21 protein-coding genes are annotated in these 23,942 nt (G+C 60.7%); 15 read left to right on the top strand and 6 right to left on the bottom strand.

The window, feature by feature from the left end; genetic code table 11:
• Positions 1-16: 16 nt before the first annotated feature.
• Together HFK74_RS27630 and HFK74_RS27625 are read right to left on the bottom strand one after the other, a co-directional pair.
• The gene (locus HFK74_RS27630; protein ID WP_180206269.1) at positions 17-499 is read right to left on the bottom strand and encodes a tripartite tricarboxylate transporter TctB family protein; all 483 of its coding nucleotides are present in this window, start codon (positions 497-499) and stop codon (positions 17-19) included.
• Position 500: 1 nt separating this feature from the next.
• Complete coding sequence (locus tag HFK74_RS27625) at positions 501-1,466, bottom strand: tripartite tricarboxylate transporter substrate binding protein (protein ID WP_180206268.1); 966 nt, start codon at positions 1,464-1,466, stop codon at positions 501-503.
• Between the two features lie 203 nt (positions 1,467-1,669).
• On the opposite strand from HFK74_RS27625, the gene HFK74_RS27620 reads away from it, so the two are divergent.
• The 7 genes from HFK74_RS27620 to HFK74_RS27590 all read left to right on the top strand — a co-directional run bounded on the left by HFK74_RS27620 (position 1,670) and on the right by HFK74_RS27590 (position 8,515).
• Complete coding sequence (locus tag HFK74_RS27620; RefSeq protein WP_180206267.1) at positions 1,670-2,020, top strand: DUF6152 family protein; 351 nt, start codon at positions 1,670-1,672, stop codon at positions 2,018-2,020.
• Entirely contained in the window at positions 2,020-2,508 is a 489-nt protein-coding gene (locus tag HFK74_RS27615) for a DUF6644 family protein (protein WP_180206266.1), read from the top strand. The genes HFK74_RS27620 and HFK74_RS27615 overlap by 1 nt, the downstream gene beginning before the upstream one ends.
• Before the next feature lie 130 nt (positions 2,509-2,638).
• Positions 2,639-3,412 carry an alpha/beta hydrolase gene (locus HFK74_RS27610; RefSeq protein ID WP_180206265.1) on the top strand — a complete coding sequence of 258 codons (774 nt, stop codon included), beginning with the start codon at positions 2,639-2,641 and terminating at the stop codon, positions 3,410-3,412.
• 126 nt (positions 3,413-3,538) lie between these two features.
• Positions 3,539-3,796 carry a DUF2790 domain-containing protein gene (locus tag HFK74_RS27605; RefSeq protein ID WP_180206264.1) on the top strand — a complete coding sequence of 86 codons (258 nt, stop codon included), beginning with the start codon at positions 3,539-3,541 and terminating at the stop codon, positions 3,794-3,796.
• Between the two features lie 112 nt (positions 3,797-3,908).
• Positions 3,909-4,580, top strand: a complete 672-nt coding sequence (locus HFK74_RS27600) for a heavy metal response regulator transcription factor (RefSeq protein WP_008060619.1) — start codon at positions 3,909-3,911, stop codon at positions 4,578-4,580.
• Positions 4,577-5,989 carry a heavy metal sensor histidine kinase gene (locus tag HFK74_RS27595; RefSeq protein ID WP_180206263.1) on the top strand — a complete coding sequence of 471 codons (1,413 nt, stop codon included), beginning with the start codon at positions 4,577-4,579 and terminating at the stop codon, positions 5,987-5,989. Before HFK74_RS27600 ends, HFK74_RS27595 begins: the two co-directional genes overlap by 4 nt.
• A 144-nt stretch (positions 5,990-6,133) precedes the next feature.
• Positions 6,134-8,515 carry a DUF3772 domain-containing protein gene (locus HFK74_RS27590; RefSeq protein WP_180206262.1) on the top strand — a complete coding sequence of 794 codons (2,382 nt, stop codon included), beginning with the start codon at positions 6,134-6,136 and terminating at the stop codon, positions 8,513-8,515.
• Between the two features lie 434 nt (positions 8,516-8,949).
• Here the strand turns inward: HFK74_RS27590 and HFK74_RS27585 are convergent, their stop codons facing one another.
• Both HFK74_RS27585 and HFK74_RS27580 read right to left on the bottom strand, forming a co-directional pair.
• The gene (locus HFK74_RS27585) at positions 8,950-10,440 is read right to left on the bottom strand and encodes an aldehyde dehydrogenase family protein (protein WP_180206261.1); all 1,491 of its coding nucleotides are present in this window, start codon (positions 10,438-10,440) and stop codon (positions 8,950-8,952) included.
• Positions 10,441-10,491: 51 nt separating this feature from the next.
• Positions 10,492-10,881 (bottom strand): cytochrome c family protein, encoded by a 390-nt coding sequence (locus HFK74_RS27580; protein WP_180206260.1) that lies wholly within the window; start codon positions 10,879-10,881, stop codon positions 10,492-10,494.
• 255 nt (positions 10,882-11,136) lie between these two features.
• On the opposite strand from HFK74_RS27580, the gene HFK74_RS27575 reads away from it, so the two are divergent.
• From HFK74_RS27575 to HFK74_RS27565, 3 genes are all read left to right on the top strand, one after another.
• The gene (locus tag HFK74_RS27575) at positions 11,137-11,853 is read left to right on the top strand and encodes a glycosyltransferase family 25 protein (protein ID WP_180206259.1); all 717 of its coding nucleotides are present in this window, start codon (positions 11,137-11,139) and stop codon (positions 11,851-11,853) included.
• A gap of 205 nt (positions 11,854-12,058) precedes the next feature.
• On the top strand, positions 12,059-13,381 hold the full coding sequence (locus tag HFK74_RS27570) for a hypothetical protein (RefSeq protein WP_180206258.1): 1,323 nt from the start codon (positions 12,059-12,061) through the stop codon (positions 13,379-13,381).
• A 53-nt stretch (positions 13,382-13,434) separates the two neighbouring features.
• Positions 13,435-15,561, top strand: a complete 2,127-nt coding sequence (locus HFK74_RS27565) for a methyl-accepting chemotaxis protein (protein ID WP_180206257.1) — start codon at positions 13,435-13,437, stop codon at positions 15,559-15,561.
• Between the two features lie 191 nt (positions 15,562-15,752).
• On the opposite strand, the gene HFK74_RS27560 is transcribed toward HFK74_RS27565, so the two are convergent.
• Entirely contained in the window at positions 15,753-16,901 is a 1,149-nt protein-coding gene (locus HFK74_RS27560) for a hypothetical protein (protein WP_180206256.1), read from the bottom strand.
• A 460-nt stretch (positions 16,902-17,361) separates the two neighbouring features.
• On the opposite strand from HFK74_RS27560, the gene HFK74_RS27555 reads away from it, so the two are divergent.
• The 4 genes from HFK74_RS27555 to HFK74_RS27540 all read left to right on the top strand — a co-directional run bounded on the left by HFK74_RS27555 (position 17,362) and on the right by HFK74_RS27540 (position 22,387).
• Positions 17,362-18,285: a hypothetical protein gene (locus tag HFK74_RS27555; RefSeq protein WP_180206255.1), complete on the top strand. Its 924-nt coding sequence runs from the start codon at positions 17,362-17,364 to the stop codon at positions 18,283-18,285.
• Positions 18,286-18,780: 495 nt separating this feature from the next.
• Positions 18,781-20,094 carry an APC family permease gene (locus tag HFK74_RS27550; protein ID WP_180206254.1) on the top strand — a complete coding sequence of 438 codons (1,314 nt, stop codon included), beginning with the start codon at positions 18,781-18,783 and terminating at the stop codon, positions 20,092-20,094.
• Positions 20,087-21,364, top strand: a complete 1,278-nt coding sequence (locus HFK74_RS27545) for an aspartate aminotransferase family protein (RefSeq protein ID WP_180206253.1) — start codon at positions 20,087-20,089, stop codon at positions 21,362-21,364. The genes HFK74_RS27550 and HFK74_RS27545 overlap by 8 nt, the downstream gene beginning before the upstream one ends.
• Before the next feature lie 9 nt (positions 21,365-21,373).
• The gene (locus tag HFK74_RS27540) at positions 21,374-22,387 is read left to right on the top strand and encodes a phosphotransferase enzyme family protein (protein ID WP_180206252.1); all 1,014 of its coding nucleotides are present in this window, start codon (positions 21,374-21,376) and stop codon (positions 22,385-22,387) included.
• A gap of 136 nt (positions 22,388-22,523) precedes the next feature.
• Here HFK74_RS27540 and hpaC read toward each other — a convergent pair whose 3' ends face one another.
• Complete coding sequence (gene hpaC, locus HFK74_RS27535; RefSeq protein WP_180206251.1) at positions 22,524-23,036, bottom strand: 4-hydroxyphenylacetate 3-monooxygenase, reductase component; 513 nt, start codon at positions 23,034-23,036, stop codon at positions 22,524-22,526.
• Positions 23,037-23,296: 260 nt separating this feature from the next.
• On the opposite strand from hpaC, the gene HFK74_RS27530 reads away from it, so the two are divergent.
• A complete protein-coding gene (locus HFK74_RS27530; RefSeq protein ID WP_180206250.1) occupies positions 23,297-23,926 on the top strand; it encodes a response regulator transcription factor in 630 nt (209 codons plus the stop codon).
• Positions 23,927-23,942 lie beyond the last annotated feature (16 nt).

Below are 23,942 nucleotides of genomic sequence, written 5' to 3'. Positions count from 1 at the left end.
AGTCGATCTCCTTGGATCAGATCCAGGCGTTGACCAGCGGCGGCAGGGAAACCCCCAGCCCGGCATTGAACAACCAGTAGATCGGCAGTGTCAGGGCCATGCCGATGGCCAGGTCGCGCAGCGGATGACGACTGCCAAAACCCCGCGCCGCACAGGCAAACAGCAACCCGGCCGCCAGCACGAAGCCGATGAGGTTGATGAGCACCGCCACGCCGATCAAACCTGCGGTAACCCAGGCCGCGCCGGCCTTGCCGCCCGCCACGGCGGCTGGTTGGTCCTCCAGCTCGCGAAAACCACCACTCACCGCCTGATAGCTCAACAACAGGCCCACCGCCCCCAGAAACCCCGCGACCAGGAAGGGGTAGACATAGGCCGGCAGAATGACGAAGCCCATCTCCGGCGGAAAGCGCCAGGCGCCCACCGCCAGCACGATGCTGAGGACAACCAGGCCAACGCCGATGGCCAATTGGGTCGGCACGACAGTGCGCGATCCGGTCATTTCAAAGCAACCCGACCTTGACCAGCATCGCGCGCAACCGCACGTGTTCTTCGTCGACAAACTTGCCGAATTCGTCACCGGTCAGCACGCTCTCCGTCCAGGCATTGATTTGCAGGTTGTCTTGCCAGACTTTGCTTTTGCTGGCGGCCAGCACGGCGTCGGTGACTTCCTTGCGCTGCTCGGGCGTGAGGCCCGCCGCGCCATAGACACCGCGCCAGTTGCCGATGATCACGTCGTAGCCGCTTTCCTTGAGGGTGGGCGCATCGATCCCGGGCACGCGCTCGGGCGCGCCGATGGCGAGCACGCGGATCTGGCCATTCTTGATGTATTGGCCCAGTTCGGCATATCCACCGGTCAGCACTTTGATCTGACCGCCCAGGGTCTGGGCGACGATTTCACCCCCACCGCCGGTGGCGATGTAATTGACCTTGTTGACCGGAACATCCAGCTTGCCGGCCAGTTCGGCGATGCCGATATGGTCGATCGAACCCTTGGAACCACCGCCCCAGGTAACGCTGGTGGGCTTGGCCTTGAAGTCCTTGATCAGGTCATCGAGGGTCTTGTACGGCGAATCCTTGCGCACCGCGAGCACGTTGTATTCGGTGAACAGCCGGGCGATCGGCGTCACGTCCTTCAAGCTGATCTGCGGTTTGTTCTGTTCGATGCCCGCGACCATGATCGCACCGACTACCAGCAGCGCGTTCGGGTCGCCCTTGGTGCTGTTGGCAAATTGCGCCAGGCCTAGCGTACCGCCCGCGCCGCCCTTGTTCTCAAAGGTGACGGCCTTGGCAGCGTTGGCCTCGATCAGGGCTTTGCCGAGCACCCGGGCTGTCTGGTCATAGCCGCCGCCCACGGAGCCGGGGGCCATGAACTTGACGGTTTCCAGCGCCAGCGCCGACGTCGTGAGTGTGGCGGCGACAAGGCCCAAAGCCAGGCGATGACTCAGGCTACGAAGCAAAGCGGACATGGTGTCTCTCCCTTTTACATTGTTTTTATGGGTGCCAACTGCGGGTAAGCGTAGAACATGGTTCCGTTGAAGGCCTGCCGAGCCTTGCGAGTCCTGCGTCACAGTCTGAAACATTCTTTTGGTCGGGGTGTTCCGGCCGCCGAAATGCGCCAACTATCCTGAAAAACATCGACCCGCAACCTCTGCAACAGGAGAACCCTGTCATGCACATCATGCTCAAGGGCTTTGGCGTGTCACTGCTGTTGGTGGCTACGGCGGCATTCGCCCATCACGGTTGGAGCGAGTACGACTCCAGCAAACCCTTGCAACTGAACGGCACCATCGAAGCGTCCGGTTACTCCCACCCCCACGGCTTCATAAACCTCAAGACGGCTGACAAGACCTGGAACGTGGTGCTCGCACCGCCCTCGCGCATGGAGAACCGTGGGCTGTCCAGGGACATGCTGGCGGTCGGCACCCAAGCCAGCGTAGTCGGCTATCAGAACCGCAACAAACCCGATGAGTTGCGTGCAGAACGCATCACGATCGGCGACAAAACCACCGAGCTGCGCTGATGGAACGCAACCTGGGCTGGATGGACTGGCTGAGTGACTCGTCGCTCGGGTCAGCCATGCGCGGTGATCTGTGGCTCTACCCGTTGGTTGAGGTGGTGCACATCCTCGGCTTCGCGATACTGGTAGGCTCGGTGCTGATGTTCGATCTGCGGGTACTGGGCGTATCGCGCAATATTCAGGTAACGGCCCTCGCCCGCCATCTTTTGCCTTGGTCTGTTGCGGCTTTGCTGTTGATCGTTCCGGCCGGGCTGATGATGTTTAGCGCCCACCCCCACGACTTCGCCTCCAATGACATATTCATCCTCAAGCTGTGCCTGATCGCCACCGCGGGGCTCAATGCCGTGCTGTTCCATGTCGGCGTGTACCGTTCCGTCATGGCGTGGGATACCGGCCGCCCGGCCCCGGGCGTGGCCAGGTTGCAGGCCTTGTTTTCAATCGCGCTTTGGGTCAGCGTGATCCTCTGCGGCCGATTGCTGGCCTATACCTGAACGATCCGTTGCATTACAGACTTGTCATTGAGTTGTCAGCGTAGCCAGCACCCTCGCTTCATACAGTGAAGTCGTCAGTCACCCGCACCGGGTGACACGCCTTCCACTGATGATGACCAGGGTCGATACCATGAATCCATTGAGCAAAGTCTGCCTGATCGCCGCCAGCCTGTTCGTGCTGGGCAGCGGCTGCGCCATGGCTGCCACCACGACCGCACCGGTCAAGGCCAACAACGTCGTGCTGGTGCACGGTTCTTGGGCCGATGGCTCCAGTTGGGCGGACGTGATCAGCCGCTTGCAGGCCGCCGGCCTGCACGTGACGGCCGTGCAAAACCCGCTGACGTCGGTGGCCGACGACGTCGCCGCGACCCAGCGCGTGCTCGATCAGCAAGACGGCCCGACCGTGTTGGTCGGCCATTCCTACGCCGGCACGGTGGTCAGCGAGGCCGGGATCAATCCGAAGGTCAGTTCGCTGGTGTACGTCGCCGCGCGTGCGCCGGATGCCGGGGAAGATTTTGTCGCTCTCTCGGCCAAATACCCGACCATGCCTGTACGTGCCGGAACCGAAGAACACGACGGCTTCGTCAGTCTCAAGCAAGACGCCTTCCTCAACTACTTCGCCAGCGACGTGCCCCGCGACAAAGCCATGCAGCTGTTCGCCGTGCAACAACCGATTGCCAAGACCCTGTTCAGCGAACGCACCACCGCGGCGGCCTGGCACACCAAACCGTCTTGGTACGCCGTATCCAGCCAGGACCAGACGATCAACCCGGACCTTGAGCGCTTCCTGGCCAGGCGCATGGGTGCCACCACCATCGAATTACCGTCGAGCCACTTGTCGCTGGTGTCCCACTCCAGGGAAATCGCCGACCTGATCCTGGCTGCCGCCGGTCGCCAGCCATAACCGGCGGCGATTCATTACAACTTTGTCATCGAGCTGTTGGTGGGCTGTTCGAATCGCCTGGTTAACCTGGACTCACTGCCAGGCCAACCCGCCGACAGCCCACTCAAACCTGAAAAGAGAACCGTCATGAAAATCCATATCCTCGCTTTCGCCGCCCTTCTCGCCAGCGCCTCGGTATTTGCCGACACCCAGGGCACCGCGCCAGTGATCCACGACAAGGACGCGGCCTTCGTTCACCTCGATGTCGCCAAAGTGCTGGGTGAAACGGACATTTCGCAACAATGCGGCATCATCCCTGCCCAACTGAACTACCTCGACCATCAGGGTCGCCAGCATGAGCTGGATTACCTGGTCCAAGGCAGCGGTTGCACCAATGATCATTGATCGTCATCCCTGCGTACCGGCGGTTGGCCGGGCTACACTGGCGGCACCGGCATGCCGCCGTAGCCCGCCTGCGCGGCGCGCAACCCTGCTGACCCCGAACCAGGCAGACCCCATGAACATTCTCGTCGTCGAAGATGAACCCAAGGCCGGCAATTACCTGCTCAACGGCTTGCAGGAACTCGGTTACACCGTGAGCCTGGCCCGCGACGGCGTCGATGGCCTGCACCTGGCCCTGGAACACGATTTCGATGTGATCGTGCTGGACGTGATGATGCCGAAAATGGATGGCTGGGAAGTCCTGCGCCGCCTGCGCAAGGAAGCCGATACCCCGGTGCTGTTCCTAACCGCCCGCGATGACATCGCCGACCGCATCAAGGGCCTGGAACTGGGCGCCGACGATTACCTGATCAAGCCGTTTTCCTTCGCCGAACTGGTTGCCCGCCTGCGTACCCTGACCCGCCGCGGCCCCACCCGCGAAGAAGAACAGTTGCACATCGAAGATTTGGCGATCGACGTGCTCAAGCGCCGCGTTACCCGCGCCGGCACGCGCATTACGCTGACCAACAAGGAGTTCGCCCTGCTGCACCTGTTCGCCACGCATCAGGGGGAAGTGCTGTCGCGCTCGATGATCGCCTCACGGGTCTGGGACATGAATTTCGACAGCGACACCAACGTGGTGGACGTCGCTGTGCGGCGATTGCGGCTGAAGATCGACGATCCATTCCAGCTGAAGTTGATCCACAGTGTGCGCGGTATCGGCTACCGCTTCGACACGCAGCCATGAACAGCCTGTCGCATCTGCGCCACTCCTTGACGCTGCGCCTGGCGCTGGTGTTCGCGTTCCTGGCGTTTGTCTCCCTGACGTCCCTGGGCGTGGCGTTGTACCGTGACCTGGAGCGCGAATTGGTCCGTCGTGATGACGCGGCCCTGATCACCCGCATCGATCAACTGCGCACGTTCCTCAACGACAGCAATACCCTGGAGCTGATCCGCACCAAACCCGCGCTGTTTCAGAACATGCTCGGTAACCGCGAAGCCTTGCTGAGTATCGGCGCCCCCGGGCAATCGCCGTTGCTGCTGGTCAATCCAGGCAATCTGGACATGCCCGCGTTGACCCCCATGGCCATTGACCATCCGCTGACCCTGCGCGACGTGCAGCACCTGCCCAACGTTAACGGCGTACCTTTTTCAGCACTGGCGGCGACGCTCCACTCCGGCGATCAGGGCACGCTGCAAGTGGTGACCGGGCGCCTGATGACCGAACGCACGGCGGTGCTCGCCAGTTACCGGATCAACGTCTACCTGTTCGCCAGCGTGGCGGCCATCTTGCTGGCACTTTCCGGCTACGTGCTGGTGCAACGCGGCCTGCTGCCGGTGCGGCGCGTGGCCCGGCATGCGCAGGGCATCGGCGTCGGCAACCTCGGCGAACGCCTTGACAGCCAGGGCGCGCCGCTGGAGTTGCTACCGATGATCGAGGCCTTCAATGCCATGCTCGACCGCCTCGGCAGAGGCTTCGTGCAACTGGGCCAGGTGTCCACCGACATGGCCCATGAGCTGCGCACACCGATCAATAACCTGCTCGGTGAAACCCAGGTCGCCTTGCAGCAACACCGCAGCATCGAAGCCTATCAACAGTTGCTTGCCTCCAATGTCGAGGAACTCGAGCGCCTGGCGCGCATGCTCGACAACATGCTGTTCCTGGCCCGCACCGACCCCGCCAGTGCCCTGCGCCAACGCCAGGAACTGGGCGCCCTTGATGAAATGGAACGCATGGCCGACTATTTCGAAGGGCTCGCGGCGGATGTCGGGATCAGCATCAACCCCCAGGGCAGCGGCGTGATCTGGGCCGAGCCGATGCTGCTGCGCCGCGCCCTGGCCAACCTGTGCGCCAATGCCATCAAATACGGCGCGCCGAACTCCGAGCTATCGCTCTGCGCCACGCCATCTGCCGATGGCATCCACCTGCAAGTGCGCAACCACGGCCAGACGATTCCCGCCGAACACCTTCCCAAACTGTTCGAACGCTTTTACCGCGTCGACGAATCCCGCGAACGCTCGGCGCAATCCAACGGCCTGGGGCTGTCGATCGTGGCGACGATCATGCAGTTGCACAATGGCAAGTACAGCGTCACGAGTGCTGACGGCGTGACCTGTTTCGAACTGTTTTTCCCGGCACGGCGAGAGGGCGAATAAACGAAGGATCAAAAGATCGTCCGAACACGGCCCGAACCTTCGACAGGTTCTGCACCGTTGCACATCCGTCCAAAAAAGCCTCGACAACCTGAGTCATGACCTAACCTCATAGGCTGAGTGGCACACAACCAGTCGAGCACTCCGATGCGCCATGCCTTGAGCTTCGTGATTCTCATCGCTTTTCTGTTCGGTCCGAACGTCGGGATGCTCTCGGCGGCGCCACCGCTCGCCCCCCCTTCCGCACCTGCTACGCCTGCATCCGCCAGCGTTTCCGAAAGTGACCTGGACGCCCTGATGGGCCAACTCGGCAACCTCAAACAGCAGGTGTCCCTGGCCACCAACTACAGTCAACTGGAAGGCCCGCAGGATCTGGTGCAGGCCCTTAGTCGCGAAGTTGACCGGCTCACGGCGCTGTTACTGCCCGAACAGGCTCAGTTGCAGGCACAGCTGGGGGTACTGGGACCGACGCCATTGGCCGATGCCGGGCCCGAAAAAACCGAAATTGCCAGCCAGAGGACCGCCCTCACCGAGCAAAAGAGCCGTGTCGACTCCAGGCTGACCACGCTGGCAACCCTCAAGGCCAGCGCCACCGAACTGCTGACCCAGATTGCCGCCATCCGCCGCACCTTGCTGGAAACCGAAGTGACCCAGCAGACCCGCAGCGTGCTCAATCCCTGGTTCTGGACACCGTTGTTGAACCCGCCAGTGGATGACCGGCTGAAATTCAACGCATTCATCGAACAGGTCCACACCACGCTTGCCGCCACCTGGCGGCCGGGTGAGCGCCTGTTGACCACCTTGTTACTCGCCATGGCCCTGGTTTTTTGGGTCTTCGGTCGTCGGGTGGCCGAACGCGGGCTGACCTGGTTGTGCATTCACCGAGTGCCGGAAGGACGCCTGCGACGCAGCGCGTTGGCGCTGGCCTCGGTGGTGGCCACGATCCTGTCTGCCTGGATCGCCCTGCAGTTGCTGTTTTTTACCATCACCCGAGAGCTGCCCCTGACACCGCAACTCATCGGGTTTTCCCAGGACTTCGAAAAGATCGTCTACACCTGCGTGCTGATCACCGGCCTGAGTCGCGCACTGCTGTCCACGCAGCACCCTTCATGGCGCCTGCCGGCCCTTGCCGATCCCCTCGCCCTGGCGATCAAGCCCTACCCCACACGCCTGGCCTGGGCATTGCTGGTGCTGGTGTCGCTGGCGCAGATCACCAATGTCACCGGCATGAGCCCGGGGCTGGTGATCTCCGTCCGCGGCCTGGTCGCCCTGATCGTCTCGGCAATGATTGCCATGCTGCTCTTGCGCGTAAACAAAAACCGCCGGGACATGGTCACGGCGGGCATCGCCCCCGAAGCCGGGCGCACGCTGGCCGGGGTGATTTATGCGTTCGCCAGCATCGCGGTGGTGTTTTCCCTCCTGGCCTTGCTCACCGGCTACATATCGCTGTCGCGCTTCATCACTTACGAACTGGTCTGGTTTTTCATCATATTTTCCGGCTTCTACTTGCTGACCCAGCTGTTCAAGGACGGCTGCGAACACCTGTTTTCCCCCCGCCACACCACCGGCAAGACCCTCAAACAGTTGCTGGGCATCGGCGATACACGACTGGAACAGATTTCGGTCATCCTGTCCGGTGCCGGCCGCGCCGCGTTGCTGCTGATCGCGCTGATCACCTTGATGGTCGGCGGGATCGGCTCGACGCTCGGACAACTGGCCACCAACATCCTCGCCATGCTCGGCGGCGACGGCCTGCGCAAACTGAACATCGTCCCGGCCAACCTGCTGCATGCCGTGCTCGCCGTGGTCATCGGCCTCTACCTGATCCGTTCGCTGCGGCGCTGGCTGGACAACGAGTTCCTGCCGAAAACCGAAATGGACCCCGGCATGTGCGCCTCGCTGAGCACGCTGTTCTCCAACATCGGCTATGCCTTGGTGCTCCTGTTGATGCTGTCATCGCTGGGGGTGCAGTGGACCAACCTGGCCTGGATCGTCAGCGCCCTGTCGGTGGGCATCGGCTTTGGCCTGCAGGAAATCGTCAAGAACTTCGTCTCCGGCATCATCCTGTTGACCGAACGCCCGGTGAAAGTCGGCGACCTGATCAGCATCAGCGGGGTCGAGGGCGACATCCGCCGGATCAACGTGCGAGCCACCGAAATACAGCTGGCCGACCGCTCGATCGTGATCGTGCCCAACTCGCAATTGATCTCGCAGAACCTGCGCAACGTCACCCTCGGCGGCAGCGCCCAGGGAGTGGCGACTCTTGAACTGATGTTCCCGCTGGACATCGACCCCGAACAAGTACGCAGCCTGCTCTACGACACTTTCAGCGAGCACGAGACCATTCTGGAAAAGCCGGCGCCGGTGGTGCGCTTCAGCCAACTCAAGCCCGAAGGCATTACCCTGACCGTGACCGGTTACGTCAACAGCCCGCGCACGGTCACCGCGATCAAGAGCGAGCTGCTGTTCGAGATTCTCAAGCGGCTGGGTGCTGCGGGGATAGAACTGGCGAAACCGCCTGTGGCGTGATCATTGTGGGAGCGAGTCTGCTAGCGAAAAACGTCCAGACAACGCGTTCATCCAGACAGGGTGCGTTATCGTCGACGTCCATCGCCAGCAGGCTGGCTCCCACAGGGGATGAGTTAACACCGTAAAAGTCAGGTCGGCTTTAAGGCCGCCTCGCTTTGGCTTTTGATCTGGGTGCCCCGTTAACCACGATGGCCGAACGCAGGCATTGCGCAGTGGGGAAACCGGCAGGACGCCGGTTTAGCCGCGCTGGGCCAGGGATGGCCCAGCGCGGCGACCCCTGTAGGAGCGAGCCTGCTCGCGATGGACGTCAACGATGACGCTGGGGACCTGAGACCCCTCGGCGCTCTCAGGTTCATCGCGAGCAGGCTCGCTCCTACAGTAAGGGCGAAACCATAAGCCGCCGTTACCGCAGCAACGGATATGTACCAGGTTCATCAATGGGCGATACACACCGACTTAAGCTCGGTGTAAGCCTCAATCACCGCACGACCAAACTCACGCCCCATACCCGACTGCTTGACCCCACCAAACGGCATCGCCGGGTCGAGCAGCACGTGGGCGTTGACCCAAACCGTACCCGCTTCGATGCGCGGCACCAGGTTCATGGCCTTGCCCAGATCGTTGGTCCACAGGCTGGCAGCCAACCCGTAACGGTTGTCGTTGGCCAACGCGATAACCGCGTCTTCATCGTCAAACGGCATCACACCCAGCACCGGACCGAACACCTCTTCGCGCGCAATGGCCATGCTGTGGTCGATGTCGGCGAGGATGGTCGGCTGGACAAAGAAGCCCTCGCCTTCCAGCAACTCGCCACCCGCCACCACCCGCGCACCTTCCTGGCGGGCCAGTTCGATGTGCTTGAGCACGCTCTGCTGTTGCTTGCGCGACACCAGCGGGTTGATCGCCGCCTCGCAGTTCATGCCCGCGCCGATCGGCATCGCCGAGACCGCCGCCGCCAAGGCCTCGACAAATTTGTCGTGGATCGAGCGATGCACGTAGAAGCGCGAAGCCGCCGCGCACACCTGGCCATTGTTCAGCAGGCCGCCGAGGATCGCGCCCTGCACGGCTTTTTCGATGTCGGCATCGGCGAGCACGATCATCGGGTTCTTGCCGCCCAGTTCCAGGGAGAAGCGTGTCATGTTTTCCATGCATGCCACGCCCACGCTCTTGCCCACGGCCGTGGAGCCGGTGAACGACACTTTGCTCACCAACGGGTGCGCGGTCAGCACGCCGCCGACCGAAGCACCGCCGCCGGTTACCACGTTGAACACACCGGCCGGAATGCCCGCTTCAAGGGCGAGTTCCGCCAGGCGCATGGCGGTCAATGGGGTTTCCATCGCCGGCTTGATGATCACCGTGCAACCGGTGGCCAGCGCCGGCATCAGTTTCCAGGCGGCGATCAGCAGCGGGAAGTTCCACGGCACGATGCCGACCACGACGCCCACCGGCTCACGCTTGGTGAACGCCGTGAACTTGGCGCCCGGCGGCAACGGGATCGACACATCGAAGGTCTGCCCTTCGATCTTGGTCGCCCAGCCGGACATGTAGCGCATGAACTCCACCGTGGCGTTCAGGTCCAGGGCGCGTGCCATGTTGATCGACTTGCCCTGGCTCAGGGTTTCCAGCTGTGCCAGCTCTTCGGCATGCTCTTCCACCAGGCGGGTGAAGTTCAGCAGGATGCGCTCACGGTCCGCTGGGCGCAGGCCCGACCACACGCCGGACTTGAAAGCCTGGTGCGACGATTGCACGGCGCGCTCGACGATTTCCAGGGGCGCGTCAAGGGTTTCGCACAGGGTTTGCCCGGTGGCCGGGTTGACCACGGCAATGTTCTGGCCTTCGGCAAACACCCACTGGCCATCGATAAAGCAGCCGTGTTGGCGATCGAGGAATGCAGCAACCTGCGGCAGGATTTCAACGTTGCTCATGAATCACCTTTCATTCAGATGGACGAGCCGGCGGGCCGGCGAAAGCGTCAATTAGTGTTGTTCTTTGAGGAAACACACCACTGCCTGGCGATCATCTGCCGAGGCCATGCCCATGTAGGGCATGTAGGTGCCAGGCACATAGGCCTGGGGTTGCGTGATCAGTTGCGTGATGTTCTCGGCTTGCCAGTCGATGTTCTTGTTGCGCATGGCTTGCGAGTAGTTGAAGCCTTCCAGCGAGCCGGACTTGCGCCCCACCACGCCTGCCAGGTTCGGCCCCATCATGCCGGCGGTGCCTTTGCTCACCGCATGGCAGACCCCGCACTCATTGGCGAACAGTTCGGCGCCACGCTGCTGCTGCGGTGCGCAATCGGCAGCGAAGGCGGCCTGCGCCAGAGTGACGGACAACACAGCAACGAGTGACAAACGCAGGGTGGAGAACATGGCAAACGACCTTGAAAATCCGCGGGTTCGCAATAACGGCGAACGCCAACACTGAAAGTGCCGAGGCATTGGTGCTTCGGCAGGTTGAGCGGGATTGTCGGTGGTCGCTGACACGCAGGTTTTGCCCTGCCTGCCAGTTGTGTTGGCGGTTCTGCCAAACTGCTGCACGGGCGCGATCAGCGATAGCCAGGCTTGATCCAAAGTTCTGCCTATACTGCAATCCAGCCGCCCTGATCACCGCTGAGGAACTGCTGGATGAATGTGACCGACTATTTCGATCGAGCCAGAATCATCAATATTGCGTCAAGAAAGGATCGCCGCGTCGAAACGGTACAAGAATTCGCGCGCAATGGTTTTCCCTTCGACCATGAAAAAGTCAGCTTTTTCCAGGCGGTAACGCCCAGTGAAGACAACGGTTTCCCAAGCATCGGGGCCAGGGGCTGCTTCATGAGTCACCTGGGGATTCTGGAAGAAGCGATCCGCCTGAATGTCAAAAACATCCTGATCCTGGAGGATGACATACAGTTTTCCAGGCGCATTTCCGAATATGGCAAACAGGCCATCGAGTCCCTGCAAGGCATGGAGTGGGACATCGCCTACTTTGGCCATCCGTTTGAAGGCGACTCAAGCTCGCCCACCTGGAAAGCGGTCGACCAGCCCATACACCTGTCGCACTTCTATGCGGTAAACGGCAAATGCATTACCCGGTTGCGCGATTTCCTGCTGCAGATCCTGGAGCGGCCGCCAGGGCATCCTGATGGCGGGCCGATGCACTATGACGCTGCCCTCAATACGCTGATTCATTCGAACAAAGATGTTCAGGCCTACTACTTCACCTGGAACCTGGGCTATCAGAGACCCTCGCGCACGGACTTGCATGCGCTGTCCCTGTTCGACAGGACGCCTGTCCTGCGCGATGTGATGGGCATGCTCAGGAAGTTGAAGGCCATGAACCTGAGAAGAATTCGATAGTGTTCTGACCCCGCTCTCTTTAACTGGATAAGTCCCACCTTCCCCTCTCAACCAGTGCACCCATGTGTGCACTGTCACCCCGCCCTGCAATCTGGCAAGCACAACCAACTCTTTGGCACCGAGGCAACAAGGCGCAAAAAATCCCGGCATTAGTATCTGGAGCGACCGCAACCCTGCGCTCAAGAACAAGAACGGATGCCACACCATGCTCAAGTCCCCCTTGCTTCGCCTCTCTACGCTGGCGTTGATGATCAGTGCCGGCCAGGCGAGCGCCTACGAACTCTACGCCAGTGACGACAGTCATCTGAACGCCACCCTGGAAGCGGTTTTCGGCGTGTTCCACAGCCAGGAAAACTACGCCCTGTCGGGTCGTCTCGACGAAGGTTCGTCGTCGTGGCGCGAGGGCTACATCAAGTACGGCCTGAGCTTCGACCAGGGCCTGGCGGGGGTCGGCACCGCCTACGGCGCGGCGAACATGCTCAGCTCCGGTACTTGGGGCGACGGTGACGCCGCCGGCTTCACCGACGGTTCGGAACGCACCACCAAGTTCGAAGACGCCTACCTCGGCTGGCGCTCGAGCGATCTGTTTCCGGTGCTGGGTGCCGACGGCATCGACCTGTCTTTCGGCCGCCAGAACATCGTGGTCGGCGACGGCTTCCTGATCAACGGCGATGCACTGAACCTGGGCAAAGGCCTGGCCGACGGCGAGTTCAACCGCGGTGGCGCCTACTGGCTGGCGGCGCGCAAGGCCTTCGACGAAACCGCGGTGTTGCGTATCGGCGGCAAGGAAGGCTGGCGCAGTGACCTGATGTGGTTGAAATCCAACAACCGCGCCCAGGCCAAGACCGAAATGTACGTCGGCACCCTGGAGCACGTGGCCGAGGCCGGGACCGTCGGCTTGACCTACATCGACACCAAGGACGTCGACGAGGAGTTCGCCTCCCCCGCGCAACTCGAACGCGATGGCATGAAGACCTACAGCCTGCGCGCGACCGGCAACGCCGGGGTCAAGGACCTGTTCCTCTCCGGCGAATACGCCAAGCAGGACAAACCCCACACGGCCACTGAAGACGCCTGGTACCTGGAAGCCGGCTGGACCTTTTCCGAGGCGCCATGGACGCCGTATGCCGGCTACCGCTACAGCCGTTTCTCGGAAGGCTACGACACGCTGTTCTACGGTTTCAGCCGCGGCTTCGGCACCTGGTTCCAAGGTGAAGTGGCGGGCAACTACGCAGGTCCCTTCAACACCAACTCGCGCATCCAGCAACTCAAGTTCACCGTCTCGCCACTGGAGAACCTGACGGTCGGCGCGATGTACTTTAACTTCGACACCATCGACCGCGACCTGGGCAACACCGATGGCCACGAAGTCGACCTGTACGCCGAATGGCACCTCAACGACCACATCACGGTGATGCCGCTGGTCGGTCTGTTCCAGCCGGACAAGAGCGCCGACCAGGGCGGTACGCAGTTGGGCAACAACGACAAGAACCTCTACAGCCAGCTGATTTTCGCCAGCTCTTTCTAAGTCATGCCGGGGCAGTGGCGCATCCGCTGCCCCCGTGGAAAAAGGCCTTTCCCATGCACAGAAGATTCCTCACGATCCAGAGCAAGATCACCCTGCTCGCCGGCCTCTGCCTGGTGTTGGTGGTGGGCTTGCTGATGGGCCTGTCGCTTTACCAGACGCACAAGAGCAGCCAGCAAGTGGCCCGGGCCAGCAGCGACATGCTCGCCGACGCGGCCAGGGAACACATGCAGGCCCTGGGTAAAGTGCAGGCCATGCAAGTGCAACGCACCTTCATGCAGACCCACGAATTCGGCCAGGGATTGTCGCGGTATTTGCTGTACCTCAGGCAACTCCAGCACCAGGGCAACCTGACCCGCCAACAACTGCGCCAGGAGCTGAGCACCCAGCTTCAACAGGCCCTGATCGACAAGCCCGACCTGCTCGGGCTTTACGTCGTTTTTGAGCCCGACGCACTGGACGGTGCCGATGCCGGCTTCGCCAACAAGCCTGAGCTGGGCAGCAACGAGACTGGACGCTTCTCCCTGTACTGGGTGCAAAGCAAACCCGGCGAACTGCAAGCGGTGATCGGCGATGAAGGCCTGCTGGCCAACACCGAGCCAGGCCCCAGCGGCGCACCCTACAACGCTTTCTACACCTGCGCCCGCGACACCCGCCAGGCCTGCGTGCTGGAGCCCTACTTCGACGAGGCATCGGGCAGTCGCAAACTGGTGACCAGCGTCGCCTTCCCGCTGCTGGAGAACGGCAAGGTCATCGCCGTGGTCGGTCTCGACATCAACCTCGCCGCCTTGCAAAAGAACAGCGAGACCAGTGCACTGCAGCTGTTCGACGGCCATGGCCAGATCAGCATCGTCAGCCCCCGCGGCGTGATTTCCGCCAACAGCCAGGACGTCGCCCGCCTCGGGCAACCGATGGACAATGCCCAGGTGATGGACGCCTTGCGCCAGGGTCAGCCGAAGGTGTTTGTCGACCCGCAGCAAATCAAGGTCCTCGAACCGCTGCCACCGATTACCGGTGCCGCGCCTTGGGGGGTGCTGGTCGGCGTGCCGCAGGAAGTCTTGCTGGCACCGGTCGCCACCCTGCAAAAGCAACTCGATGCCCAGGGCGTGCAAAGCACTGCGCTGGAACTGCTGCTCGGTGGCGGCTCGGCCCTGCTTGGCCTGCTGCTGATCGGGTACACGGCACGGCGTATCACCCGGCCACTGCAAACGCTGACCCGGGTCATGGAGGATATCTCCCTTGGCGAAGGCGACCTGACCCGACGCCTGCAAGTGCAGTCACGGGATGAAATCGGCCAGTTGGCCACGGCGTTCAACCGTTTTGTCGAGCGCATCCACCACTCGATCCGCGAAGTGTCGTCAGCGGCCCTTGGCGTCAACGAAGGCGCGCGCCGGGTGCTGGACGCCTCCAATTCATCGCTGGGCAATTTCGACGATCAAGCCACCCGCACCACCAGCGTGGCCGCCGCGATCAACCAGTTGGGCGCTGCCGCCCAGGAAATCGCCAACAACGCCTCCGATGCCTCGCATCAGGCCTCCACTGCCCGTCAACAGGCCGAGGACGGTCGCCAGGTGGTGCAGCGCACCATAGATGTGATGCACGAACTGTCGGCAAAAATCAGTGCGTCGTGCGCCAACATCGAAGTGCTCAACGACAAGACCGTGAACATCGGGCAGATCCTCGAAGTGATCAAGGGCATCTCCCAGCAGACCAACCTGCTGGCGCTCAATGCGGCCATCGAGGCGGCGCGCGCCGGTGAAGCCGGTCGTGGCTTTGCCGTGGTGGCCGACGAGGTACGCAGCCTGGCCGGCCGCACCCAGTCCTCGGCGCAGGAGATCCAGCAGATGATCGAGGAACTGCAAGTGGGTGCCCGCGACTCGGTCACCACCATGACCGAAAGCCAGCAGCACAGCGAAGAAAGCGTCACCATCGCCAACCTCGCCGGCAGCCGCTTGAGCAGCGTGACCCAACGCATCGGCGAGATCGACAACGTCAACCAGTCCGTCGCCGCCGCCACCGAAGAACAGACTGCCGTGGTCGAGGCCTTGAACGTCGATATCACGCAGATCAATGCGCTGAACCAGCAGGGCGTGGAGAATTTGCAGGCGACGTTGCGGGCTTGTACCGAGCTTGAGCAGCAAGCGGCACGGCTTAACCAACTGGTGGGAAGTTTCAGGATCTAAGCCTTTTGAGGGCTGATACACCGCCTTCGCGAGTAAGCCCGCTCCCACATTGGATTTCTGCGGTACGCAAATTTGTGTTCACCAGAGATTCCCTGTGGGAGCGAGCCTGCTCGCGATGAGACCAAAACATCCAGCATCACTGGCGTCTGACACTCGGTTTTCCAAGGCAAGTTATAGGGGCCTGGAGTATTCTAGACTGCGGGAAAATCCATTCTGTAACCCGCCCCCGGTGCACCTTCATGCAACGCCGACTGAATTCGGGAATACAAGGCATTCGCCTCCGCAGTTGTGATTGACCGTGAACAGTCACGCAGTACAACGCGCAGAAGCACATTCTCCTGATCTGGCAATAATCCGAGCCGTTCAATGGCCTGGTCGGGCAAATCCGAGGACTGCCAACGCCCCTTGACCTGCATTTCTTCGATCCAGTCAGAACAGTCGCCAGCAGCCTGCAACATCCTTTCGGTCAACACCTCCTCGCTCAATCCCGGTGTTACAGCGAGCGAAATATCACGAGCAATCGAAGGCAAACGCGATACGGCGCTCCACGGTTTCAGATCGTGCATCTGCGCCTTTACTCGTTCGTTCTGGTCGCGCAGCAATCGAATGTCCGGTATGCCTTTGCGCAGCATAGTCAGTCGATCCAACCCCATCCCCAGCGCCAGTCCTCCATGTTGCAAAGGATCTATCTTGAGTCGCTCCAACAATGACGTCGCAATACGACCGCACTCCAGCACCTCGACCGGTGAGCCGTCATTCAACACATTCACCTCGATTCCCCCCTCCGTGTAGTGGTGCGGGCTATCGCTGAAGATCCAAGGCTTGTCAGGTACGGCCGATTTGAGGATATCGCCGACCAGACGCAACAAGTGTTCATGCTTCGCCAGTTCCGGATCACCGAGCACCCAGATATCCATCTGATGCGGTTCCGCACAATGCCAACGGTCCCGGCTATCGCGGCGGAAAGTGATGCCGGGGGCGGCCAGCAATATCGTCTCCCCCGTTTGCCGGACCTGAGCGGCACGCTGAAGCGCCGCCGGAATTTGACTGGTGGTTTGGGTGCGCAACAAAGAACATTCGTCGACCCAACGGGTGTGGGCACTTCCGAGGGTGATTTCTGTTGGGTCATAACCGAGCAAACCGTAGTTTTCCTCGGCGGACACAATCCGCGGCCCAGTCAGTATTTGAGCTTGGGGCCAGTCTCTTTCAGTCAGCCCCTGAAGGATCTCCTTAAGTAATATCCGAACCGCGTGATCGGGTGAGGCGGCTTCTGTTAGATCGACCTGCAACAGGGCTTGATGTACAGATGCGTCCGTAAGATATTTCTTTGATTCCTGCACTAAATAACCCCTTTTCCAAAATTTAATACCAGCCCCCAAAAAAGAGAACCCACAAGGCAAGCTAACTACTTCAGATCATCAAGCACAATCTAAAATCGACGACAATTGACATTTTCAGAACAGGACTACAGACACTACTTACACAAATATCCCAAAGGGCTTTACGACGACCATAAAATAATAATTCAGTCTAAAAACCCCCACACAAACCATTTAACACATCAAAAAATTCTGTATTAATAACCCCGCCCCATGAAAGCAGGGGCGGACAAACCAAAAGCTTAAAAAGGACGACCAAATGAACAAAAAAATCTCCACCAAAGAAAAACTCAATCGTGTTACTACAGGCCCGGAGAACTTCGGCTGGGCGCCTTTGGCCTGGGCCCACACTGAAAACTAATTGATGCAAACGGGCGTCAGGAGCATTCTTGCCGCCCACTGACAACACAAGGAGGTACTCATGTCACACTCAACAATGATAAAGACTCTTTTTGGCCAAGAAGAACCGTCAATAGTTTCCGACTCAAAAACTTTTCTTCAAGAATGTACGAAACTAGGATTCAAGACCGCCAACCTCTCGGAAATTGATAGACTTCCAAAGTGCAGTATCATATTTTCTTTCACAAACACAGCGGCAAAACTGACGTTTGAAATAGCGAAGAACACACAAAGCAAGAAAAGCATATTTTGTGCTACACAAGTATTTGAGCCTTCTTTAGAAAGTGCACTCTATAGTTTGCAGCTCTTGTTGAAGAGCGATTTTGAGCAGGCGTTGAGCAAGCAAAGGAGTGTCCTGAACATGCTTAATTCGCACGAATCATTTTTATTGACTGGGAACGATTCTGACGCGTCAGTGACAATTTTCCCACATGCTCAAGCCTATGCATTAATCGCAGAGGACATAGAAAGTGATTTTGTCCAATCTGTGGCGGAATTTTTTGAAGTCCATTACGCCCACATGAACCCACAAGACCCTTGCCCATTTTCTTTCAGCGGGACTTTGAAAATCTCCGGAATACTAACAGTGCTTAGAAAACCCATTCCAACACTGCCAGAAGGCTTAAAGACATCGCTCGCACGGCTAAGCAATCGAATACATGAAGAGGGTGCAATATTATCCGTCACAGGCAACACCATAACCTCACTAAAAATCAGTGATGAAGAACATGTAAAATTATTGGATCTTGCGGCAGGTTCTCGCGGAGTTAAGCTGACGGAATTTGCTATAGGAGTAAACGAGGCTATCTCAACGAGCATTGATTACAAAATCAACTCTCAATTGAATGAAGGGATCAGCGGCGTTCATGTAGCTATCGGCGACGGCTCATCTGGCTATCACATTGACTTTCTTAGTCCAGACGTGAATATCAGCCCAACACACTAAAAAATCCAATGACTTCCATGATAGTAATCGAGTCATCGCGACATCATTCACAATACCTGAGCTACAGTCGTCTCCATAGCGCTCACCACAAGCGAACCTTCAGCGAATTGTCAATTACACCATCTACGCTAACAAAACCGCCTTCACACTAGATCTCCACCGTACACCTCCTCTGTATTCGCTGGAGGCCTAGTGTGGGAGCGAGCCAGAGCGCGATGAGGCCATAAAATCCAACATTTATAGTGCCTGACACTCCGCCTTCGCGGGCAAGTCGAATCGTCGCACCGCTGCTGCTGCCGGGATCTCCCGTGGACACACAAACCTCACCCAATCTGGCACCCACAACCAACCACATGGCATGCACACAAACATGTCGCGCCGGACGCCGAGCGTAGTATCGAAACAGCCCTCAGCTAGTGGGCGCAAAGCAACGCTGAACCCCCTCCATTTCTCACTAAAAACAATAAATCGACCTTCGGGTCGCGGGAGATTTCTGTGCTCAAGAAAAGTGCGTTGGGCTGGCCAAAGATCGCCGGCCTTGGAATTGCGTTGGTGGTGGCCGGGCAATTTTCCGGCTGGAACTTTGGCCTGGCGGCCGGTGGCTGGCTGAACATGTTGATCGCCACCTTGTTGATGGCGCTGCTGTGCGGTGGGCTGGCGTTATGCGTGGCGGAACTGTCCACGGCGTTGCCCAGCGCGGGCGGAGTGTTCGTGTATGCACAAAGTGCGTTCGGGCCGTTCGTGGGTTACCTCGTCGGGGTGGCTTGTGCGTTGGCCCTGACCATCGGCACCGGGGCGGCGGCGACGTTCATTTGTGCCTACACCGAGTCGATTTTCGGTCTTGGCGGGTGGCCGGTGAAGATCGCCCTGTTCGCGGTGATCATTGGCATTCACCTGCGCGGCGTGGGTGAGGCCATGGGCCTGACGTTCATTGCCGGCGTGATTGCCGTCGTCGCCCTGCTAACGTTCGGCGTGGCCATGGCACCGCATGTCGAACTGGCTAACCTGCTGGCGTTGCCGGCGAATGTCGCCACCCCCGTCAGCCTCGGCGGCATCTTCGCCTGCGTGCCGTTCGCCATCTGGCTGTTCATCACGGTCGAACAAACCGGTTCGGCGGCGGAAGAAGCTGAAAACCCTGGCCGCACTATGCCCCGCGGCATCCTCGCGGCCATTGGCACACTGTTGGTCACCGCGCTGGTGGTGCTGGTATGCGCACCGGGTGCCGGCGGTGTTGAACTGGTGGGTTCGGCGGGCGACCCGTTGTACGCCGCGATGTCCAGCAACAGCGCGTTCGGTGAAGGCTCGTGGCTGGCCAAGGTGATCGGCTGCGGTGGCGTATTCGGCTTGATCGCGACCTTCTTCTCCCTGGTGTATGCGGCCTCCCGGCAACTGTTCGCGATGGCTCGCGACGGCCTGTTCCCGCAGTGGCTGGGCAAGACCGGCAAACGCGGCACGCCGTATCCGGCATTGCTGCTGATCGGCGCGATCGGCTTGCCCTTGTCCGAAGTCGATCCGGCCACGGTGATGCTCGCGGTCGTGCTGCTGCTCAACGTTTGCTACCTGTGCATTTTCGGCGCGTACCTGCGCATCAAGAGCAGCCAGCCCGACCTGCCACGTCCCTTCCGCCTGATCGGCGGCAAGCTGGTTGCCTGGCTGGGCCTGGCCCTGACGCTGGTGGTGGTCGCCGCCTGCTTCCAGCTTGACCTGAGCATGCTGATCGCCCTCGGCGTGACCTTCGCCCTGTGTATTTTCAACTTCCTGCTGCGCACTCGCCGCACCGCCCCAATCGAGGTTCCAGACCATGCCTGATACTCTCCTGCAACGCCGTCACCGCGTACTCGGCAGCGCCTCGCCGCTGTTCTACGACAAGCCCCTGCACCTGGTACGCGGCGAAGGCGTGTGGTTGTTCGACGTTGACGGTCGCCGTTACCTGGACGTGTACAACAACGTGCCCTGCGTCGGTCACTGCAACCCCCACGTGACCGAGGCCATGCACCGCCAGGCCACTACGCTGAACATCCACACCCGCTACCTCGATGAGCAGGTGGTGCGCTATGCCGAACGCTTGACCGCGACCTTCGGCCAGCCGCTGGACACCGCGATGTTCACCTGCACCGGCACCGAGGCCAACGAACTGGCGCTGCGCCTGGCACGCTACTCCAGCGGCGGCACCGGCATCATCGTCAGCGATTACAACTACCACGGTAACTCCGCGTCGCTGGCGCAGGTCACCACTGCCCTGCCCTCACCGGAACCCTTCGCCGCCCATGCCCGCGCCGTGCCGATTCCGTGCCTGTTCCGGGCACCGGCGGGCACCAGCGAGGCGCAACTGGCCGAGCGATACGCAGCCAATATCGCGGCCGCCATCGCCTCGATGCAGGCCCAGGGCATTCGCCCTGCCGCGCTGCTGATCGACACCCTGTTCGCCAACGAAGGCTTGCCCCGGGTGCCGGCCAGTTTCGTCGCCAAGGCTGCCGAGTTGATCCGTGCCGCCGGAGGCCTGTTCATCGCCGATGAAGTGCAATCGGGTTTCGGCCGTACCGGCGACCACCTCTGGGGGCATCAGGCCCACGGCGTCGTGCCGGACATCGTCACCCTCGGCAAACCCATGGGTAACGGCTACCCGCTGGCCGGGCTGATCACCCACAAGGCGCTGGTCGAGTCATTCGGGCGCAACGCCATGTACTTCAACACCTTCGGCGGCTCGCCCGTAGCGGCGGCGGTCGGCATGGCGGTGCTGGACGAGATTGAACAAAAGCAGCTACTGCAAAACGCGCAAAGCGTCGGCGCTTATGTGCAGCAGCGTTTGCAGGTACTGGCAGGCAAGCACTCGATCATCGGCGACGTGCGCGGCAAGGGCCTGTTCTTCGCCATGGAGCTGGTGCGTGACCGCGCCAGCAAGGAACCGGCCGGGCTGGAAGCGCGCAAGGTGGTCAACGACATGCGCGAGAACGGCGTGCTGATCAGCAAGATCGGCGCCGGCGACAACATTCTCAAGCTGCGCCCGCCGCTGGTGTTCAACCGCGATCACGCCGACCTGTTCGTCGACACCCTGGACCATGCCCTGAGCGCGATTTGAGGATCTGCCATGACTGAATTCCACACCCTGAGCCACGATCAGCAAGTCGCCCGGTTGCACGACCTGGCGCGCCACGCCCTGCAACACTGGGACGGCGACTTCGGCGACATCGAACTGGTGAAATTCCGCGAGAACGCCGTGTTCTCTGCCCGCCGCCACGACGGCCAGCGGGTGGCCCTGCGCATTCATCGCAATGGCTACCACTGCGAAGCGGCGCTGCGTTCCGAACTGCAATGGATGGAAGCCCTGGAAAGCGCCGGGATTACCGTGCCACAGATCATTCGCGCCCGGGACCTGCGCCACCTGATCGAAGTGCGCCATGCCGATATCGGCGAACGTCATGTCGACATGCTCGCCTGGTTACCGGGCACCACGGCCGGCACCTCGGAGACCGGGGTGCAGGCCGATACCGAAATCGATTTCCTGTTTGCCGAGGCCGGCGCGATCGCCGCGCGCATTCATGTGCATTCGACGGATTGGCCGCAGCCGGACGAGTTTGTCCGGCATGCCTGGGACGAGGAAGGCTTGATCGGGGCCAATCCGTTCTGGGGGCGTTTCTGGGAGCTCGAACAGCTCAGCGATGAGCAACGGGACCTGCTGCAACAGGCCCGGCGTGTGGCGCGCAAGGACCTGCGCCAATATGGCCGGCACCTGGGCAATTTCGGCATGATCCATGCCGACCTCGTCCCGGAAAACCTGCTGATCGAAGGCCCGCGCCTGCGCCTGATCGACTTCGACGACGCCGGGTTTGGCTGGCACATGTTCGAGCTGGCGACCGCGCTGTATTTTTGCCTGGATGACCCGCGTTATGAGCAGATCAAGACGGCGCTGCTGGAGGGTTATCACAGGGTCAAGCCGTTGACCGAGGCGGATCGCAGGACGCTGGCGTTGTTCCTGATGCTGCGCGGCACCACCTACCTGGGCTGGATTCACACCCGCCAGGGCACGCCGACAGCGATTGAGATGGCGCCGATGTTGATTGAGCGGGCGTGTCGGTTGGCGCGCGAATATCTCCAACAGTAACAGCCCACCCGCTGATCGTTCCCACGCTCTGCGTGGGAATGCCTCCACGGACGCTCTGCGTTCGGCTCTGGAAGGGACGCGGAGCGTCCCGGGCTGCATTCCCACGCAGAGCGTGGGAACGATCAATTCACCCCAATCAGCAATGCGCTCTTGCGTGATCCAGGCGATGGAACAACCGGTTGAAATACACCAGGCTATCGCGCGGTTCGCGCACACCAACCTTGTCCAGCTCCACGAACATCACCGAGTGCGAGCCCACTTCCTTGCACTCGCTGATGCGCCCCTCCAGTTGCACCAGGGCATCGCGCAGCACCGGTACATCGGCGGCGCCGTCGTCCCACAGGTCCCAGGCAAAACGCTCGGCCATCGGCACCTGGGTCATGCCGGCGAAGTGCCGGGCCAGTTCTTCCTGCTCGCCACACAGCACGTTGACGCACAGGCGGCCGTTGCTGCGGAACACGTCGTGGGTGGCGCTGTTGCGGTTGACGCACACCAGTACCGTGGGCGGCGAGTCGGTCACCGAGCACACGGCGCTGGCGGTGATGCCACAGCGCCCGCCCGGGCCGTTGGTGGTGATGATGTTCACCGCAGCAGGCAGCTGCGCCATGGCGTTGCGAAAGTCGATTTGCTGCTGGCTCAGGTTGGCCATGTCGATGCCCCTTCCTTCAGGAGGACCGCTTTGAAGCGGCCCGTAGGTGATGGAACAAGACTAAGGCTGCGGGCACGGCGCAACCATTCTGACGATCCCCATGGCGAGGTTAGGTTTCCGCTAGTCGACTAGGTGGTTTCTTTATCGCAAGGGCCGGCGACAGTGGGTATCCTGCTTACAGGCTGGAAAAAAACCCAGCCGATGCGTGCCGCGCGTTCGCGTGCGAAAACAATAATTAGAAATTTTCGTGGCAGCCCCTGATGGAAACCCGCAAACCGATTGTTTACATCGTTGACGACGACAAAGACCTGCGCACCTCGCTGGCCTGGCTGCTGGAGTCGGTCAGCGTGCAGGCGCAGTGCTTCGCTGGCGCCGAAGAGTTCCTCAGCCAGTACGACCCCAGGCAGCCCGCCTGCCTGGTGCTGGATGTGCGCATGCCGGAAACCAGCGGTTTCCAGTTGCAGGAGATCCTCAACCAGCGCGGCAGCACCTTGCCGACCATTTTCGTCTCGGCCCATGGCGACATCCCGATGTCGGTCACGGCGATGAAGAACGGCGCGCTGGACTTCGTCGAGAAGCCCTACAACCCGCAGCAGATGATCGATCGCATCCAGGCGGCACTCAAGACCGCCGTGCACGCCCAGGCCGACCAGCAGCAGCGCCAGAACCTGCAGGGCAAGCTGGCGCTGCTGACCAGCCGCGAGCGTGAAGTGTTGATGCTGGTGATCGATGGCAAGGCCAGCAAGGTGATCGCCCGGGAGCTGAACATCAGCGTGAAGACCGTTGACGTGCACCGCACCAAGATCAAGGAAAAGATGGGCGTGAGCAGCATTGCCCTGCTGGTGCGCGAGGTGCTGCATCTGCCGGTGGATGAGCCGGCGCGGCACTGATCAGCACCCCGGCACC

This window comes from Pseudomonas sp. SbOxS1, from assembly GCF_013416725.1.
Taxonomy (GTDB): Bacteria; Pseudomonadota; Gammaproteobacteria; order Pseudomonadales; family Pseudomonadaceae; genus Aquipseudomonas.
The sequence above is the reverse complement of the archived record's forward strand: the minus strand, read 5'-3'. Positions and strand labels throughout refer to the sequence as shown.

What these genes read in the sequence shown, in the direction of transcription:
- HFK74_RS27630 (WP_180206269.1), bottom strand. Translation starts at nt 499, where the DNA reads ATGACCGGATCGCGCACTGTCGTGCCGACCCAATTGGCCATCGGCGTT.
- HFK74_RS27590 (WP_180206262.1), top strand. Translation starts at nt 6,134, where the DNA reads ATGCGCCATGCCTTGAGCTTCGTGATTCTCATCGCTTTTCTGTTCGGT.
- HFK74_RS27610 (WP_180206265.1), top strand. Translation starts at nt 2,639, where the DNA reads ATGAATCCATTGAGCAAAGTCTGCCTGATCGCCGCCAGCCTGTTCGTG.
- HFK74_RS27620 (WP_180206267.1), top strand. Translation starts at nt 1,670, where the DNA reads ATGCACATCATGCTCAAGGGCTTTGGCGTGTCACTGCTGTTGGTGGCT.
- HFK74_RS27580 (WP_180206260.1), bottom strand. Translation starts at nt 10,881, where the DNA reads ATGTTCTCCACCCTGCGTTTGTCACTCGTTGCTGTGTTGTCCGTCACT.
- HFK74_RS27565 (WP_180206257.1), top strand. Translation starts at nt 13,435, where the DNA reads ATGCACAGAAGATTCCTCACGATCCAGAGCAAGATCACCCTGCTCGCC.
- HFK74_RS27595 (WP_180206263.1), top strand. Translation starts at nt 4,577, where the DNA reads ATGAACAGCCTGTCGCATCTGCGCCACTCCTTGACGCTGCGCCTGGCG.
- hpaC (WP_180206251.1), bottom strand. Translation starts at nt 23,036, where the DNA reads ATGGCCAACCTGAGCCAGCAGCAAATCGACTTTCGCAACGCCATGGCG.
- HFK74_RS27530 (WP_180206250.1), top strand. Translation starts at nt 23,297, where the DNA reads ATGGAAACCCGCAAACCGATTGTTTACATCGTTGACGACGACAAAGAC.
- HFK74_RS27540 (WP_180206252.1), top strand. Translation starts at nt 21,374, where the DNA reads ATGACTGAATTCCACACCCTGAGCCACGATCAGCAAGTCGCCCGGTTG.
- HFK74_RS27585 (WP_180206261.1), bottom strand. Translation starts at nt 10,440, where the DNA reads ATGAGCAACGTTGAAATCCTGCCGCAGGTTGCTGCATTCCTCGATCGC.
- HFK74_RS27575 (WP_180206259.1), top strand. Translation starts at nt 11,137, where the DNA reads ATGAATGTGACCGACTATTTCGATCGAGCCAGAATCATCAATATTGCG.
- HFK74_RS27570 (WP_180206258.1), top strand. Translation starts at nt 12,059, where the DNA reads ATGCTCAAGTCCCCCTTGCTTCGCCTCTCTACGCTGGCGTTGATGATC.
- HFK74_RS27555 (WP_180206255.1), top strand. Translation starts at nt 17,362, where the DNA reads ATGTCACACTCAACAATGATAAAGACTCTTTTTGGCCAAGAAGAACCG.
- HFK74_RS27615 (WP_180206266.1), top strand. Translation starts at nt 2,020, where the DNA reads ATGGAACGCAACCTGGGCTGGATGGACTGGCTGAGTGACTCGTCGCTC.
- HFK74_RS27545 (WP_180206253.1), top strand. Translation starts at nt 20,087, where the DNA reads ATGCCTGATACTCTCCTGCAACGCCGTCACCGCGTACTCGGCAGCGCC.
- HFK74_RS27625 (WP_180206268.1), bottom strand. Translation starts at nt 1,466, where the DNA reads ATGTCCGCTTTGCTTCGTAGCCTGAGTCATCGCCTGGCTTTGGGCCTT.
- HFK74_RS27605 (WP_180206264.1), top strand. Translation starts at nt 3,539, where the DNA reads ATGAAAATCCATATCCTCGCTTTCGCCGCCCTTCTCGCCAGCGCCTCG.
- HFK74_RS27600 (WP_008060619.1), top strand. Translation starts at nt 3,909, where the DNA reads ATGAACATTCTCGTCGTCGAAGATGAACCCAAGGCCGGCAATTACCTG.